The organism is Catellatospora tritici (assembly GCF_019083965.1).
Classification (GTDB): domain Bacteria; phylum Actinomycetota; class Actinomycetes; order Mycobacteriales; family Micromonosporaceae; genus Catellatospora; species Catellatospora tritici.
In genome coordinates this window covers 37323-52066 of the sequence record NZ_JAHRCY010000028.1, presented here as the reverse complement: position 1 = coordinate 52066, position 14744 = coordinate 37323, and the positions used below count along the sequence as shown (strand labels likewise).

Annotated in this window: 11 protein-coding genes and 4 pseudogenes; 7 read left to right on the top strand and 8 right to left on the bottom strand. The window is 67.2% G+C overall.

What is annotated here, in order from left to right; all coding sequences use genetic code 11:
- Positions 1-420: 420 nt before the first annotated feature.
- Positions 421-876, top strand: a complete 456-nt coding sequence (locus KUA19_RS37120; RefSeq protein WP_217403787.1) for a hypothetical protein — start codon at positions 421-423, stop codon at positions 874-876.
- Between the two features lie 38 nt (positions 877-914).
- Here the strand turns inward: KUA19_RS37120 and KUA19_RS37115 are convergent, their stop codons facing one another.
- The 4 genes and pseudogenes from KUA19_RS37115 to KUA19_RS44795 form a co-directional block, all read right to left on the bottom strand.
- Positions 915-2630 (bottom strand): RICIN domain-containing protein, encoded by a 1716-nt coding sequence (locus KUA19_RS37115; protein WP_217403785.1) that lies wholly within the window; start codon positions 2628-2630, stop codon positions 915-917.
- Between the two features lie 866 nt (positions 2631-3496).
- Entirely contained in the window at positions 3497-4759 is a 1263-nt protein-coding gene (locus KUA19_RS37110) for an RCC1 domain-containing protein (protein WP_217403783.1), read from the bottom strand.
- A 133-nt stretch (positions 4760-4892) separates the two neighbouring features.
- A pseudogene (locus KUA19_RS37105) lies at positions 4893-5556 on the bottom strand (response regulator).
- Complete coding sequence (locus KUA19_RS44795; protein WP_308167861.1) at positions 5553-5909, bottom strand: sensor histidine kinase; 357 nt, start codon at positions 5907-5909, stop codon at positions 5553-5555. Before KUA19_RS44795 ends, KUA19_RS37105 begins: the two are co-directional and overlap by 4 nt.
- 292 nt (positions 5910-6201) lie before the next feature.
- Here KUA19_RS44795 and KUA19_RS37095 point away from each other — a divergent pair.
- Both KUA19_RS37095 and KUA19_RS37090 read left to right on the top strand, forming a co-directional pair.
- A pseudogene (locus KUA19_RS37095) lies at positions 6202-6893 on the top strand (IS6 family transposase).
- Positions 6894-7201: 308 nt separating this feature from the next.
- Positions 7202-8305 (top strand): IS110 family RNA-guided transposase, encoded by a 1104-nt coding sequence (locus KUA19_RS37090; RefSeq protein ID WP_372451995.1) that lies wholly within the window; start codon positions 7202-7204, stop codon positions 8303-8305.
- Between the two features lie 249 nt (positions 8306-8554).
- Here KUA19_RS37090 and KUA19_RS37085 read toward each other — a convergent pair whose 3' ends face one another.
- Positions 8555-9472: a hypothetical protein gene (locus tag KUA19_RS37085; protein ID WP_217403781.1), complete on the bottom strand. Its 918-nt coding sequence runs from the start codon at positions 9470-9472 to the stop codon at positions 8555-8557.
- 61 nt (positions 9473-9533) lie between these two features.
- On the opposite strand from KUA19_RS37085, the gene KUA19_RS45125 reads away from it, so the two are divergent.
- The 3 genes and pseudogenes from KUA19_RS45125 to KUA19_RS44790 form a co-directional block, all read left to right on the top strand.
- Positions 9534-9725 (top strand): WD40 repeat domain-containing protein, encoded by a 192-nt coding sequence (locus KUA19_RS45125; RefSeq protein WP_372451994.1) that lies wholly within the window; start codon positions 9534-9536, stop codon positions 9723-9725.
- Positions 9726-9853: 128 nt separating this feature from the next.
- Complete coding sequence (locus KUA19_RS37075) at positions 9854-11296, top strand: toll/interleukin-1 receptor domain-containing protein (protein WP_217403777.1); 1443 nt, start codon at positions 9854-9856, stop codon at positions 11294-11296.
- A gap of 77 nt (positions 11297-11373) precedes the next feature.
- A pseudogene (locus tag KUA19_RS44790) lies at positions 11374-11652 on the top strand (integrase catalytic region); the annotation flags it as partial.
- A 387-nt stretch (positions 11653-12039) separates the two neighbouring features.
- On the opposite strand, the pseudogene KUA19_RS37065 reads toward KUA19_RS44790, so the two are convergent.
- The 3 genes and pseudogenes from KUA19_RS37065 to KUA19_RS37055 form a co-directional block, all read right to left on the bottom strand.
- Positions 12040-12177, bottom strand: a pseudogene (locus KUA19_RS37065) (PHP domain-containing protein); the annotation flags it as partial.
- 86 nt (positions 12178-12263) lie between these two features.
- On the bottom strand, positions 12264-12587 hold the full coding sequence (locus KUA19_RS37060) for a nuclear transport factor 2 family protein (protein ID WP_217403775.1): 324 nt from the start codon (positions 12585-12587) through the stop codon (positions 12264-12266).
- Between the two features lie 296 nt (positions 12588-12883).
- Positions 12884-13714: an SDR family NAD(P)-dependent oxidoreductase gene (locus tag KUA19_RS37055; protein ID WP_217403773.1), complete on the bottom strand. Its 831-nt coding sequence runs from the start codon at positions 13712-13714 to the stop codon at positions 12884-12886.
- A gap of 58 nt (positions 13715-13772) precedes the next feature.
- Here KUA19_RS37055 and KUA19_RS37050 point away from each other — a divergent pair, with 58 nt between their 5' ends.
- Positions 13773-14429, top strand: coding sequence for a TetR/AcrR family transcriptional regulator (locus KUA19_RS37050; protein WP_217403771.1), 657 nt, complete (start codon positions 13773-13775; stop codon positions 14427-14429).
- Positions 14430-14744 lie beyond the last annotated feature (315 nt).

Here is a 14744-nt window from a genome sequence, read left to right as displayed (position 1 = left end):
GCCGTATCCCGGTGGGCGCTGGCAGGGTACGTGTCTCAGCGGCTGCAGGTGGAGACCCCATCGGCCGACCGTATACGCTCCGCAGCGTGCCCTCCGACCCGGGCGGGCCAGCTCCGGCCGACGCGGTGGTAGGCGGGCGCAACAAGATGCGGCGGTGGGGGCCACGAAGTCAGTGGCGGCTCAGATGACCGCGATGGCGACGCGTCGCAGCGCAGCGGACGCGGCATCGCCCACGTCCTGGCCCTGGCCTGCAAAACCCACGTCAACACCACCCCGGTCCAGCGCGACCGCGTCGCCGCGCTGCTGCCCCGGCAAGCGCGGCAGACCCGCTCAGCCGGACCCGGCTCCAAGGGCCACCGCTTCTACGACTGGGCCTGGGTCACCATCCTCGACGAAGGCGACGGCTGCCACAGCCTGCTCGTGCGCCGCGGCAGCGACGGACAGCTGGCCTATTACCTCTGCTGGAGCGCGGCACCCGTGCCGCTGCTGCACCTGGTCACCGTCGCCGGCAGCAGGTGGTCTGTCGAGGAGGCGTTCCAAACCGGAAAGGGGCAGATCGGGCTCGACCAGTACCAGTGCCGCGGCTGGACCGCCTGGCACCGGTTGACGCTCCTGGCGATGATCGCCCTGGCGGTGCTGACCGTCGTCGCCATCGCCGAACGGGCAACTGCCCGCAGCGACGGACTGATCGACCTGACCCTCGCCGAAACCCGACGACTGATCAACACCGCCATCCACAAGACCGTGCCCGCCGACCTGGCGATGGCATGGTCACGATGGCGACGATGGCACCAGGCGTCGCCAAGCGCAGGCACTACAAGCGCCGCCACGAGCCTGCTACCAGCGCATAAGCGCTACATGCCGCTGCCGTACTAAACCGGCATCACGCATAAATTGGTGAATCAGACGCCTTCTCAGTTCACCGTGACGGTTGCTGACATCCGCTGCTCTCCGTCGGCCGAGTTGCAGCTCAGCGTGAACACTTCGCTTCCAGCCTGGAAGGGGCCACGGAACTGTGTCCCGGTTGGAGTCGAAGCGACGTCGAACCAGCCGTTGTCATTGACTCGACATGTGGTGACGCCAGGCTGGGAATTCCAGCGGATCGTCGAAAAGCCTCCGGGGGAGATCGTTGCCGGTGAGGCGGCAATCGCCATCGATGGCAATGCGCCAGGCGAATCGACCACCTGAGCCTCGCGCAGGATGGTGTCATGAACCGGGACACTGGGGCCCCCAGTCGGCAACGGCTGGGCACGGAACCGGAACGCCAGCGAGTGCCCGTCCGCGTGGATCCCCCGCACGACCGGGCTGCGAACCTGCCAGGAAGAAGCCATTAGCAACATGCCATCCGACTGCGGACTCTCTGCGTAGAAACCATCAATCGCCCCACCATCGGAAGCTGTCGTGTCGATCCAAATTCCGTTTCGGCCGGCGTGGAACGTCTGGATGTTCGACAGTGTTCCAGGAGCCCCGATCCAATATCCGTCATAGGTGTTGTCGTAGGTTACTAGGTTCTGGAAGATCGCGTTTGCTCCGCCCCAATAGTCGATGATGAACCCACTTGCGCTGCCATGGTCGACCGAATCGCTCACTGTGACAGAGGTCGCCGTCAGTGCATCGACGCAAGCTCCTCCACCGGCCCCGTGTCCGTTGTTTGCGCAGGAGATGTGATCGACCTGAATGTCGACTGGCACCCCGTTCGCCTGGTGATATGCCCCTCCGGAGTAGCTGAATCCCATGAGGCCGATGCCGTTGTCCCAACCGTTGTTGACGGTGAGCGATGTGAGTTTGGTGTGCGAGCCCTTCACGAGAATGGCCGCCCCCGCCTGGATCATTCCCGAATACACGGCTGGCGTTGCGTAGGTGCCGGCGCTGACGTTTCCACCATCTATGGTCAGGTTGGCAATCGTTATCCGGTCGCCGTCGAGGTCAAGCGTGGGCTCAATGGGGGAGCCTGCCGGCGCACCGAATCGAATGATAGTGCCGCTTTGGCTTTCTCCCGCTAGCTGCGTCAACGCCGGCACATGAACCGACCGCGTCACGCGGTAGCAGCCGTTGGGGAGCGTTAGAGTGCCACCCTGCCCGACGAAGGCGCCCAAGGCGTTGGTGTCGTCGTGGACACAGTCGCGCCAGGCCCCCCAGGTCTGCGTCTGGTCGAGCTCCCACACCATATTTGGGTCGTCCCAACAGCTCCAGGCATTGACGCTCCCGCCGTCGCCGCCACCGGCATACAGGCATCGTCCAGTGGCCACGTGCGAGATCCGGTATTCGTCCGTGCCGACCGTTGTCAGATCGAATTCCTGGCTGGGGTCGTCCGAGCACGTCCGATGCACGAGCGGTGAGCCATCGCTATTGCCGGCGACGTATGAGCATTGCCCCGAGGCAAGGTGGCCCAAGCGGAAGTGTCCGGCCGCCGTCGCTTCAAGCGTGTAGGCCATATTCGGATCATCCCAACAGCTCCAGTGCTTCACAGCGCCACCGTCTCCGTCGCTGGCGAACTGGCATTGACCGCTCTGCTTGTGGTGCAGGCGATACGCGCCAGCCGGCACTGTCAGCGCTGCCGCCTTCGTGGCCGGTGAGTGGACTTCTCCGGGGATATAGGCGGAGACCACGAGCAACGCAAGGACGCTCATGGCGATGGCTGCGCGAGCAAAATACCCGCTTGAACGGACTCTCTTGTGGCCTGCAAATGGCATGTCGCGAGATCTTAATGTACCGCCGGATCGCGGTGGGGGCGCAGATCTGCCGCCGGCCAATACCTGGCGGCGCAACTCCCGGAACCCGTTGCTGCACGACCAATCGCCGTCGGCACTTCAACCCGTGCCGTGCGCGCGACCGCCAGCCGAGGTTGAGTACACCGCTCGTGGACGCCTTGACCTACGACATTGCGACGCCCGCGTTCGTGCTGGTCGAGAGGCTGACCTCACAAACGTGGCATCTCAAAGACCTATCTTCCGGGGGCACGTGGGCCGCCAGGAAGAGGTGACACCGTGGAGACCCCCAACCAGACCGCCGACATCACGCCGGCGCATCCGGCGACGCGGCCCGTCCGCGAGCGGAAACCGGCGCGGCCGCGCCGGGGCGGATGGACCAGCGGCCAGGTCATCGTTGCCCTGGAGGTAGCGACCGGTTGCTCAGTCACCACCCGGTCGGCCACCGAATCGACGCCCGTAACGTTGAGCGTCGGCGCTACTGCGCGGCGTTATTAAGGATCTTGCGACCAGCCGCCAAATAGTTGATCTTTAATCATCCGGGGCGAGCCATCGGCTGAGCAGCAGGGCGTATTGGGGGTGGACTCTCCTTGGACGGAAGGCGGCGACCAGTACGCCGCGCGGGTCCACGTTCAATCGACACTGATGACTATCTGCGATCGGGTGGGAGCCTTCCCGCGACATGGTCATCCGGCCGCCACCTGCACACTCGGCACGGGAGGCGCGGTCACGAAAAGGGCCCCTTCCGCCCGTGCTCCGGAACGGAAGAGACCCTTTCGCCACGTAGGTCAGGACGCGAGGCTGAAGTTGACCGCAGCCGCGATCGAGTGCGGCTTGGCCAGCCCGGACCGCACCGCCACCGGCGTGTTCCGGTTGGTCTGGGTGCCGTCGCCGACCTCGCCCGACAGGTTGTTGCCCCAGGCGAAGACGCTGTTGCCGGAGATGGCCAGGCTCTGCCCGGCCGGAGTTTCGAAGTTCTTGCCCGCGGCGATCGCCGTGACCCCGGTCAGGCCGACCGTGTCGACAGCCTGGAGCCGGGGCGAGACGAACGTGCCGTCGCCCAGCTCGCCGCTCGCGTTGACGCCCCAGCCCTTGACCGTGCCCCGGCGCAGCAGCGCCAGGCTGTACCCGTCACCGGCCGCGACCGCGCGGACCTTGACCCCGGCCAGCACCGTCGCGTCGACCGGAGTGGACTCGAACGGCGTCTGCACGCCCGTGCCCAGCTGCCCGAACTCGTTGCTGCCCCAGCCCACTACCGTGCCGTTGGCCAGCAGGGCCAGGCTGTGCACGGAGCCCGAGTCGATCGCGGTCACCTTCCGGCCGGTCAGGCCCACCACGTCGACCGGCGTGGGCTGCGGCTGGTCGCTGGTCGTGCCGTTGCCCAACTCGCCGGCGTTGTTGTCACCCCATGCCTTGACGGTGCCGTTGGCCAGCAGGGCCAGGCTGAACGACTGCCCCGCGGCGACGGCCTTGACGCCGGTCAGCCCGGTCACCGGGACCGGGCGGTTGCGGTCCTCGGTGGTCCCGTCGCCAAGCTGGCCCCGGTCGTTGTCACCCCATGCGACCACGGTGCCGTTGGTCAGCAGCGCCAGGCTGTGGCGGTAGCCCGCCGCGATCGCCTTCACGCCGGACAGTCCGGCCACGCTGCCGGGCTCCGGCACGTTGCCGAACGGGTCGGCGGCCGAGGTGAAGCCCTGGCCGAGTTCACCCTCGGCGTTGAGGCCCCAGGACTTCACGGTGCCGTTGGTCAGCAGCGCCAGGCCGTGGCCGAGCCCTCCGTCGACGGCGCGCACGCCGTCGGGGATGTGCACGGTCACCGGGGTCGGGCGGTCCAGCTGCGACGCAATGCCGATGCCGAGCTGCCCTACGCTGTTCGCCCCCCAGCTCTCCGCACCAGCGTGCGGCGCCGTCGGGGCGGGTTTCGGGTTGCCGCCGCCTCCGCCGCCGTCGACCTCCGGTGCGCCGTACGCGCCCAGCGCCAGCGGCAGCGTCACTGCCGCACCCAGTGCGGCTGCGCCCATGACGCGGCGCGCCGTCCTGACAATCTGCATCGGTCCCCCATGAAACGTGACGGCCCCTCACGTCGGCCCGATCGGCCTCGTACGAGTAAAGGCCCAGCTCATCGCCTAGTCAGTTGTACTGGATCGCCCCGGTCAGGGGTGGGCGACGCGCGGCCGATCGCCGTCACCGGCCGCGCGGGGTCACCAGGCCGGACTCGTAGGCGAAGACCACGAGCTGGGCGCGGTCGCGGGCCACGGAGTTTGCCCATCGGCCGGTTGACGTGGGTCTTCGCGGTCAGCGGGCTGATCACCATCCGCTGCGCGATCTCGTCATTGGACAGATCGAGGGCGACCAGGATGACGGCCTCGCGCTCGCGGCCGGTCAGCTCGTCGGGCACCACGCCGGAACCGGCACGAGGCGGCTCGGTGACGTACCAGTCGATCAGCCGGCGGGTGATCGACGGCGCGAGCAGGGCGTCGCCGCGAGCCGCGACGCGGACCGCGTGCAGCAGGTTCTCGGGCTAGATGTCCTTGACCATGAATCCGGCGGCGCCCGCGGGCAGGGCGTGGAAGACGTGCTCGTCGAGCCCGTAGTTGGTGAGGATGACGACGTGCACCCCGGCCAGGGCCGGGTCCGCGGCGATGCAGCGGGTGGCCTCGATGCCGTCCTTGACCGGCATCTGGATGTCGACGAGCGCGATGTCGGGCAGGTGCTGCGCGGCCAGAGCGAGCCCCTGCTGCCCGTCGGCAGCCTCGGCCATCACCTCGATGTCGTCCTTGGCCTCGAGCAGGGCGCGGAAGCCGCTGCGCAGCAGCGGCTGGTCGTCGACGAGCAGGACGCGGATCATGTCCGGTCCACCGGAAGCTCGGCCCGTACCGCGAACCCGCCCTGGTCACGCGGCTGTGCCTGGAGGCGGCTGCCGAGCGCGGTCACCCGCTCGCGCATGCCGAGCAGCCCGACGCCGGGCGTCACGGCCAGGCCCGGTGCCGCCCTGCCGTCGTCGTCGACCTCGATCGCCAGCGCCTCGGGCCGGTAGTGGATCCGGACCACCGCGGTGGCCGCGGCGGCATGGCGGGTGATGTTGGTGACCGACTCCTGGACGATCCGGTAGGCGGTCCGGTCCACGGCGGCGGGCACGTCGTGCCGCTGGCCCTCGATCGTCAGCGTCGCGTCCAGCCCGGTCAGGCGCGCCCGAGCCACCAGGTCGGGGACCTGGGCGAGGCCGTGCGGCGGGTTCGTGCCGTCGTCGCGCAGTGCCTGCAGGGTGGCCCGCAGCTCCCGGGCCCGCCTCCCGGCTGGCCTCCTCGATCGCGAGCAGGGCCGCGGGCACCTGCTCGCCGCGTTTGCGGGCCAGGTGGACCGCGACCCCGGCCTGCACCTTGATGATCGAGATCTGGTGGGTGAGGGAGTCGTGCAGGGTCTGTTGCGTTGGACGTCAACGTGATCGAGGCAGACTCGGGTGGTGAAGTCCTCGCGTCGTTCGCGTCGGTGGCTGCCTGCGAAGTCGGTGTTCGTCGGGTTCCGGTTCCCGGCGGAGGTGATCGTGGTCGCAGTGCGGTGGTACCTGCGCTATGGCCTGTCCTACCGCGACGTTGAGGAGCTCTTGGTCGAGCGTGGGGTCGAGGTTGATCACGTCTCCGTGTTCCGGTGGGTGCAGCGGTTCACGCTCCTGTTGGCCGAGGCGGCACGGCCGTGCAGGCACTCACCTGGTGATCGGTGGTTCGTCGATGAGACCTATGTGGAGGTCGGCGGGGTGTGGCGGTACGTGTACCGGGCGGTCGACCAGCACGGTCAGGTCATCGACGTGCTCGTGTCCGCCCGCCGCGACGCCGCGGCCCGCAGATTCCTCTGCCGGGCGCTGTCGACGTTTCGGGCCCCGACCGAGGTGGTCACCGATGCTGCCGCGGTCTACCCGGCGGTACTGGAGGAACTCGTGCCGCAGGCGTGGCATCACGTCGAGCAGTACGCGAACAACCCGATCGAGGCCGACCACAGCCAGCTCAAACAGCGATTGAGACCGATGCGCGGGTTGCGGACCGACAGGACCGCACAGGTGATCATCGCCGGACACGCTTTCATGCAGAGCCTGCGCCGCGGACACTACGAGATCGCCAGTGAGGTCCCGCCCACCCGCCGAGTCGCCGAGTCGCCGCAGCGTTCTCCGAACTCGCCAAGGCGATCTGACCCGAGACAATGTCCAAGATCCATCGCGCCTGGCGATCCATTAACGCAACTGTGCGGCTCAGGTTGCGGCTCTGGAAGTGTAGAGCCGTACTCCCCGGGCTGCGGTCTGACCCGTAACGCAACTGGCTCGCTCGATGCCTTCATGCTGATCTGTCGACCCGGTCCAGGGAGCGCAATCTGTCGCCAGGCCAGTGGGGCGTGTCCCGATAGGGGCCTTGCTGCAACAAGGGCACCGTCACAGTTCTGACCGCCCTACCGGCCCGGCCACGGCCATCCGCCACCCGAGCCGATCAGGAGACGAACAGTCGATGTCCAGCATGCAGCACACACCCGAGGCCGGCCAGACCGGCGCCGGCGCCGGCGCCGAGGAGATCCTCCTCGGTGTCGACACCCATAAAGACGCCCACGTCGCGGCGGTCATCACTGTCCAGGGCGTCGCGTTGGCCAGTGCGGAGTTCCCGACCACCGCCACCGGCTACCGACAACTGCTGGCCTGGGCACGCAGCTTCGGCATGCTGCATCGCGCGGGAGTGGAGGGAACCGGATCCTACGGCGCGGCCCTGACCCGACACCTGCGCCGCCACGACATCACCGTCGTGGAGGTCAACCGACCCGACCGGGCCGCCCGACGCCGCCACGGCAAGACCGACACCGTCGACGCCACCGCCGCCGCCCACGCAGTCCTGTCCACACGTGCCACCTCCACAGCCAAGACCGGTGACGGGCCGGTGGAGATGCTACGCATGTTCAAGCTGGCCAGAGCATCCGCGGTCAAGGCCCGCACCCAGGCGGTCAACCAGCTCAAGGCCGTCATCGTGGGCGCCGACCCGGCACTACGCGACACCTTGACCGGCCTGAACGGCAGCGCGCTGATCCGTCACTGCGCCGGCCTGCCCGACACCCCACCACACGACGTGGCCACCGCCACCACCTACACCCTGCGGCACCTGGCCAGACGCATCCAAGAGCTCACCGACCAGGAGCGCGAACTGCAACAACAGATCACCGCGGTCATCGACGCATACACCCCACACCTGCTGCAACGCCACGGCATCGGCCCCGACAGCGCCGCCGCCCTGCTCATCACCGCCGGCGACAACCCCGACCGGATGACCAGCGAAGCATCCATCCCCGCCCTGTGCGGCGTCAGCCCGATCGAAGCATCGTCCGGCAAGACCCGCCGACGCCGCCTCAACCGCGGCGGCGACCGCCGCGCCAACGCCGCCCTCTACCGCATCGCCCTGACCCGAACACGCACCGATCAACAGACCCGCGACTACCTCGACCGACGCACCACCCAAGGCAAGTCACGCCGCGAAGCCGTCCGACGCCTCAAGCGGTACATCGCCCGCGAGATCTACCACCTGATCCGACAGATCCATCCAAGCTCTGCATCAGCACGAACAGCTTGACAAACATAGGGGCATCAGCACCCGGAGGTCTACCGCATCTATCGCGATACCTGATCTTTGTTGAGCGATATGGAAATGTCAGCGACTGGCGACACGAGATCGTCAGAGTCGGTCCTAAACTTGTGATCAAGCTTTGGCGAACAACTTCGCACCAGGAAGACCGCAGCCCGCCCGTACGAGGGTGTCGGGTCGGGTCAGTACCCGGGACCGGGTGGCCAGCGAACACGACCGATCGCAGGCCACCCGGGCTTACGACAGTTCCCGTGTGGCGTTGACCTCGACCGCAAGCCGCAACGCTTCAAGCGCCTTGTGGGGAAGCCGGATAATGTCTGGATCAGCGGCCAACACCCGCATCTCGGTCATGGAGAGTGACCTTGCAATGATTGTCGGCACGCCATCGACCTCGTACTTGAGAATGAGCAGTGCACCTAGGTGTAACGCGGCGTTGCTATCCCCGAAGGCCCCGATCAGACTGGCGACGGCCGCGCTGACAGTCGCGTCATACTCCGCCTGTTCGCGGTCGTACTTGAGACTGGCCACGTGGGCGATCTTCTCGACCGCCTCTTCGACCTGCTCGGCCGACATGCCCCTGCGCAGCACCGCTCGGGCACGTCGGTAGAACGAGCCGCGATCGATGTCGAGCGTCTCTACGAAGCCGTATCCGATGATCGACGCGAGGCGATCTGCTGCGGCGAATACCTGCTGGGCATTCCAGACGCTACTACTGTCCAGATATACGTGGAATCGCTCTGACGCCGTCGCATCCTCGGACGCGGGCAGATATGAGAGGTCGATCGCCAGTTGTTCGCGCCTGCGCTGCGGGTCGTCCCACACGCGGTTCCAGCCGTCGGATTCCCGTAACTCAAACCCGCCGAACGGAAGCTCGGCACTCACGTGGGTCTGGGTTTGTTTCGGAGTACGTTGCGTCCATACTTCGAGTACGCGTATTGCTCGTTGCTTCTCGGCTGTAGACGCTGCGGTGAGCATGAGGAAATGCGGGTTGGTGAACCAGGGCCCGCCCGCCGCGTAGCCCGAGCGGACTGAGAACTCCAACTCGAGCCACATCCTTAGTTCCTGGGTTAGGTCACCACTCGCCTCGGCTTGAGCCTCCAGAGTGATCCACAGGTACTCCATTTTCAGCTCAGTTCCCTTCGTCGCATTGATCATCAATACTCAGACCAGATCACCGCTGCGGTGACAGCGAGCGGAGGATCGATCGCCATTGTGGATGTTCAGGCGAAGGCTGGACAGATACATTATTCATGGGCCCGGAACCCTCACCGACCACACTGGTAACGTGTATGCGGTGGCGTTCAGTCCGGACGGCAAGACCATGGCCACCGGTAGCGGCGACAAGCGGGTATTGGTGTGGACGTGTCCAACGATTAGCCTGGCCGCTATCGGTCTTCAAGACCAGTAGGTTTCGTGCCTGCGGCCTGCTACAACGCAGTATCGTCCCGTGACGCCCCCGCCCATGCCCCGGATCTTGGGAATTCCTGCCCTTCCGGCCTGTACCCCGAGGTCGACGGCGGTCGGTAGTTTGCTCGTGTGTCCGGTCACGTGTTCATCAGCTACAGCCACGCCTCAGACGGCGGGTATGTGGAGCGGTTGGCGGCCCATCTGATGGATGCCGGTGTGGTGGTGTGGTTCGACCGGCAGCTCATCACGGGTGACCGGTGGAGTCAGGTGATCGAGCGTCAGATCGACTCGTGTGCCGCGTTCGTCGTGGTGATGTCCCCGGCGGCGCGGGCGTCGGAGTGGGTGGACCGGGAGATCGACCAGGCCGATCTACGCGGCAAGCCGATCTTTCCGCTGCTGCTGGGCGGGGAGCGGTTCTTCCGCCTGGCGAACCTGCAATACGAGGACGTCACCGGCGACCGGATGCCACCAGCCGCGTTCGTCGGCCGCCTGCGCAGCGGCCAGACCGTCGCCAAAGCCGCACCGGTGGTTGTGGCTGTCGATGCCGCGACCCTCACCCGCCAGCACAACGACGCCATCACGATGTATGACCGGGGCGTACCCGACCGCCGCAGTGCGGTCCTGCTCCCGCCTCGCCGCCTAGCGACCCTCACCAACACCAGCTACGTGTGGGCGTTGGCGTTCAGCCCGGACGGCCGCACCATGGTCACCGGCAGCCATGACATGCGGGTCCTGCTCTGGGACGTGACGGCACCGGCGGCACCCCACCTCCTGGCCACCCTCACCGCCCACACCAACGCCGTAGCAGCGGTGGCGTTCAGCCCGGACGGCCGCACCATGGTCACCGGCGGCGGCGACAAGCGGGTCCTGGTCTGGGACGTGACGGCACCGGCGGCACCCCACCTCCTGGCCACCCTCACCGCCCACACCAACGCCGTAGCAGCGGTGGCGTTCAGCCCGGACGGCCGCACCATGGCCACCGGCGGCGGCGACAAGCGGATCCTGGTCTGGGACGTGACGGCACCGGCGGCACCCCGCCTCATGGCCACCCTCACCGACCACACCCTCGCCGTAGCCGCGGTGGCGTTCAGCCCGGATGGCCGGACCATGGCCACCGGCGGCGGCGGCGGCGACTTGCGGGTTCTGGTCTGGGACGTCACGGCACCGGCGGCACCCCACCTCCTGGCCACCATCACCGCCCACACCAGCGGCGTGCGAGCGGTGGCGTTCAGCCCGGACGGCCACACCATGGCCACCGGCGGTGGCGACAAGCGGGTCCTGGTCTGGGACGTCACGACACCGGCGGCACCCCGCCTCGTGGCCGCCCTCACCGACCACACCAGCGGCGTGGTGGCGGTGGCGTTCAGCCCGGACGGCCACACCATGGCCACCAGCAGCAACGACTATCGGATCCTGGTATGGGACGTGACAGTACCGGCGGCGCGCCGCCTCCTGGCCACCCTCACCGACCACACCAACACCGTGGCGGCGGTGGCGTTCAGCCCGGACGGCCGCACCATGGCTAGCGGAAGCACCGACAAGCAGGTAATGATCTGGCAGGTGTCCGAATAGCCGTGTAGGGGCTCAATATTCCGGTGTGGCCTTGACCAGCGGCGACGCGATGGTTCGCTCGGGGATGATGGTGCACTGTGTCGCCTCGCCTGCTGTACCTGATCTTCTGCCGGGTGCTTGGCTGGCTCGTGCTGCTCACGCGGACCACGGCCGCGAAGAACGCCGAGATCCTCGTTCTGCGCCACGAGGTCGTGATCCTGCGCAGGCAGCATCCGAGGCCACGCTTGTCCTGGCCTGATCGTGCCGTGCTCGCGGCGTTGATCCGGCTGCTGCCCAGTCCGTTGAAGGCCTGGCGGCTGGTGACCCCGGCGACGGTACTGACCTGGCATCGACGGCTGGTCGCCGGTAAGTGGACCGGCGCTGTTGCATTAACCGATCGTGGAGTCGATTGGCCGCAGAACTTGTTGGAAGATCGAGTTCAGGCCCTCGGCACCTGCTTCTCCGGGTCGAACAATTCAACCGCTATCGGCATCGTTCGGTGCGACGGATCGCCTGAGTCGCCCGCTGTCTTGACCACGCCAGCATGTGCCGGACCTGGTGCGGTCCGAGCACCCGCACACCCGCCGCAGCCGACAGCTTGTTGAAGCGGTCGGTGATGTTGTCCGGCCGCAGCGGCATGTTGGTCCGCCCGGTGAATCGGTCCTGGATGCGTCGTCAGTGAACCCGGCTGCGCGTTGTGCTGAGGCGAGCGCCGCGAGGGCGAGGACAGGACTGGTCGTGTCCGGTACCTGCTGGACGCTGTAGTGGGCGTCGGAGTCGATGGCGAACTGGCAGCCTGCCTCGACGGCCAGCCGCAGCAGCCGCTTGGGCGGGGCCGGCCGTGAGTTGATCTCGACGGCGACGCCGCGGTCCGCGCACGCGGCGAACACGACCTCACTGTCGGGTTGAATGGTTGGTCCGTGGTGCCATGGCTGCTCCCCCGGTTCGTGGCCGGGGCAGCCCTCAGGCCGCCCCGGCCGGTGACGAATCAGACGGGGTCGATCACGAGGTCGGTGATCTGGTCGTCCTTGATGCCGAACACGAACGCGAAGGACAGAGGCCCGCCGGGGAACTCACCGTCCCCGGAGGCCACCAGCCGGTCGCCCGCGAACGAGGTCGGCGTGATCACGATCTTGGGGTTGATCAGGTGCACCTGGATCCACTCGCGGATCTCGGCCTCGCCGGCGTAGGTCGCTCCGTCATCGCGCACGGTGGCCCCGTCGCCGAAGACCGCGGCCAGCGCGTTCGCGTCGTGCGCGTTGGTGGCCGCGATGAAATTCTCGACAGCCTTGGGCAGATTGATGTAGTCCATTTTGCTCTCCGGTTTCTCGGCCGCCAGGACGCGGGCGCGTCCCGGCGCATCCCTGCAGCACCTGGTCAGCACGATGACGCTGCGGGCGGCGAACCGCCACGGGCTGCGCAGATGCGATGACCGACTCGAGGTGCCCACTATGGGTGAAGTCGACATAGACATGCACAAGGTGCCTACTTGCGAAGGCTTAATCGGTTCGGTTGGTGTGTGGTAACTCAATCCCACCCGACTAGGCTCCACACGTTCGCGGCAAGGTCAACTCCCGCGAGTCCAGAACACAACCTCTGGCAACAGGCTCAGAAGTCCGCACTGCGCGAGAGCTCTTCGTTCGCGCGCAGCTCCGCCAGTGCGTTCTCGTGCATCGCAACAACGACGTCGTAACCAGAGTTGCCGAGCACGATCCGATGCGGCGGAACGGGTGCGTTCATCGCACTGATCACGGCCCGCACTCCGCGTTGAGGGTCACCCGCTTGCTTGCCGTCGTGGTCGACGAACGCCGCCTTGACGCCCTCCACCATCGGCACGTAGGCGTCGACGGTCTCGTTGACAGCCTCGTTCTGGAAGCTGGCGAAGGCCTTGGTGCGGAACGCTCCCGGCTCAACGAGGAGCACGCGCACACCGAACGGCTCAACTTCTTGGCGCAGTGTCTCCGACAGCCCTTCCAGCGCGAACTTCGCCGCCGCGTAGTAGCCGAACCCCTGTGCGCCGACGAGGCCTGCCACCGACGACATGTTGACGATCCAGCCGCCGCCGCGTGCCCGCATACCCGGCAGGACCGCGCGCATCACCTCGACCACGGCGAACAGGTTGAGGTCGAACGTGCGGCGGATCGCCTCGTCAGGTGCCCCCTCTACCGAGCCGAACCAGCCACGGCCCGCATTATTGACGAGCACGTCGATCCCACCGAACCGCTCCTCTGCCGTCTTGACCGCCGCCCGCACCTGGTCAGCATCGGTGACATCGAGCTGGAGCACCAGCACACGGTCGCCGTACGGTTCAGTCCATTCCTGCAGCTCAGAGGGCCGACGCGCTGTCACTGCCACCTGATCGCCCTGTTCCAGCGCAGCCTCGGCATAGACCAGCCCGAACCCTCCGGGCGTCCCACCAGTGATGAACCAAGTCTTCATGGACTTCTCCTTTCGCTATAGAAACCAGTGTAGCGCTATATGGGTTACCATAGCACGCATGCAGAACGCACGGGATCGACTCCTGCTCGCAGCGGCGAAGTTGCTGGAGGGCGGCGGCACGGTGTCCACGAGGGCGGTGTGCGAAAGCGCCGGGGTGCAGGCCCCGACGCTGTACCACCACTTCGGCAGCAAGCAGGGCCTGATTGACGCCGTGGTGAACCACGGCTTCACCCAATACACGGCGGTCGAGAGCTCTGGCGACCCGCTGGACGACCTGCGCACGGGCTGGGACAGGCACGTGCGGTTCGGGCTGGAGCACCCGTCGTTCTACGGGCTGCTTTACGGCCGCGCCGAGCCGGGCAAGCCCTGCGCCGTCACCGCTCCCGCGCACGCCGCATTGCGCGACCGGTTCACCGGCGCCGCCGCCCAGGGCCTGCTCAAGGTGCCAGCGGACGACGCCGCCGAACAGGTGCTCGCCGCCAACGTTGGCATCACGCTCACCTTGATCAGCCAGCCGGAGCCGGACTTCGCGCTGTCCGAACGCGTCCGCGAGGCCGCGCTGGCCGGAGTCCTGCACACGCCCTGCGCCGACACCCCCGCGACCCGTGCGAACGCCGCACTGACGTTGCGTGCGCTGGTCGACAACGACCGGGCCGACCTCACCCCTGGCGAACACGCGCTGCTCGGCGAGCTGCTGGACCGTTTGGCCCGCTAGAGCAGGCGGTGTTCCCGTACCAGCCCGGCCCGCGTTGTTCACCAGCACGTCGACGGTGCCGAAATGCCCTTCGGCACGCGTCTCGTCGACCCTGCTGGCACCGGTGAGTTCGGTGGTGAACGTGTACTCGCTCGCTGAACGGCCCAGCCAGGTCCGGATCTCCTCCAGACCACAGTAGGTGTGCCTGTCGTCGGTCTCCACGGCGTCCTGGGTGTACACGCGACGGCCGCATCGACGTCGCGAACCGGATGTGCGTCGAGGTAGGTGGCGAATTCGGCCGGCAATGCCGCTGAGGCGATCGGCGTGGCCCGGCTC

What these genes read in the sequence shown, in the direction of transcription:
- KUA19_RS37115 (WP_217403785.1), bottom strand. Translation starts at nt 2,630, where the DNA reads ATGAGCGTCCTTGCGTTGCTCGTGGTCTCCGCCTATATCCCCGGAGAA.
- KUA19_RS37110 (WP_217403783.1), bottom strand. Translation starts at nt 4,759, where the DNA reads ATGCAGATTGTCAGGACGGCGCGCCGCGTCATGGGCGCAGCCGCACTG.
- KUA19_RS37090 (WP_372451995.1), top strand. Translation starts at nt 7,202, where the DNA reads ATGTCCAGCATGCAGCACACACCCGAGGCCGGCCAGACCGGCGCCGGC.
- KUA19_RS37085 (WP_217403781.1), bottom strand. Translation starts at nt 9,472, where the DNA reads ATGATCAATGCGACGAAGGGAACTGAGCTGAAAATGGAGTACCTGTGG.
- KUA19_RS45125 (WP_372451994.1), top strand. Translation starts at nt 9,534, where the DNA reads ATGTTCAGGCGAAGGCTGGACAGATACATTATTCATGGGCCCGGAACC.
- KUA19_RS37060 (WP_217403775.1), bottom strand. Translation starts at nt 12,587, where the DNA reads ATGGACTACATCAATCTGCCCAAGGCTGTCGAGAATTTCATCGCGGCC.
- KUA19_RS37055 (WP_217403773.1), bottom strand. Translation starts at nt 13,714, where the DNA reads ATGAAGACTTGGTTCATCACTGGTGGGACGCCCGGAGGGTTCGGGCTG.
- KUA19_RS37050 (WP_217403771.1), top strand. Translation starts at nt 13,773, where the DNA reads ATGCAGAACGCACGGGATCGACTCCTGCTCGCAGCGGCGAAGTTGCTG.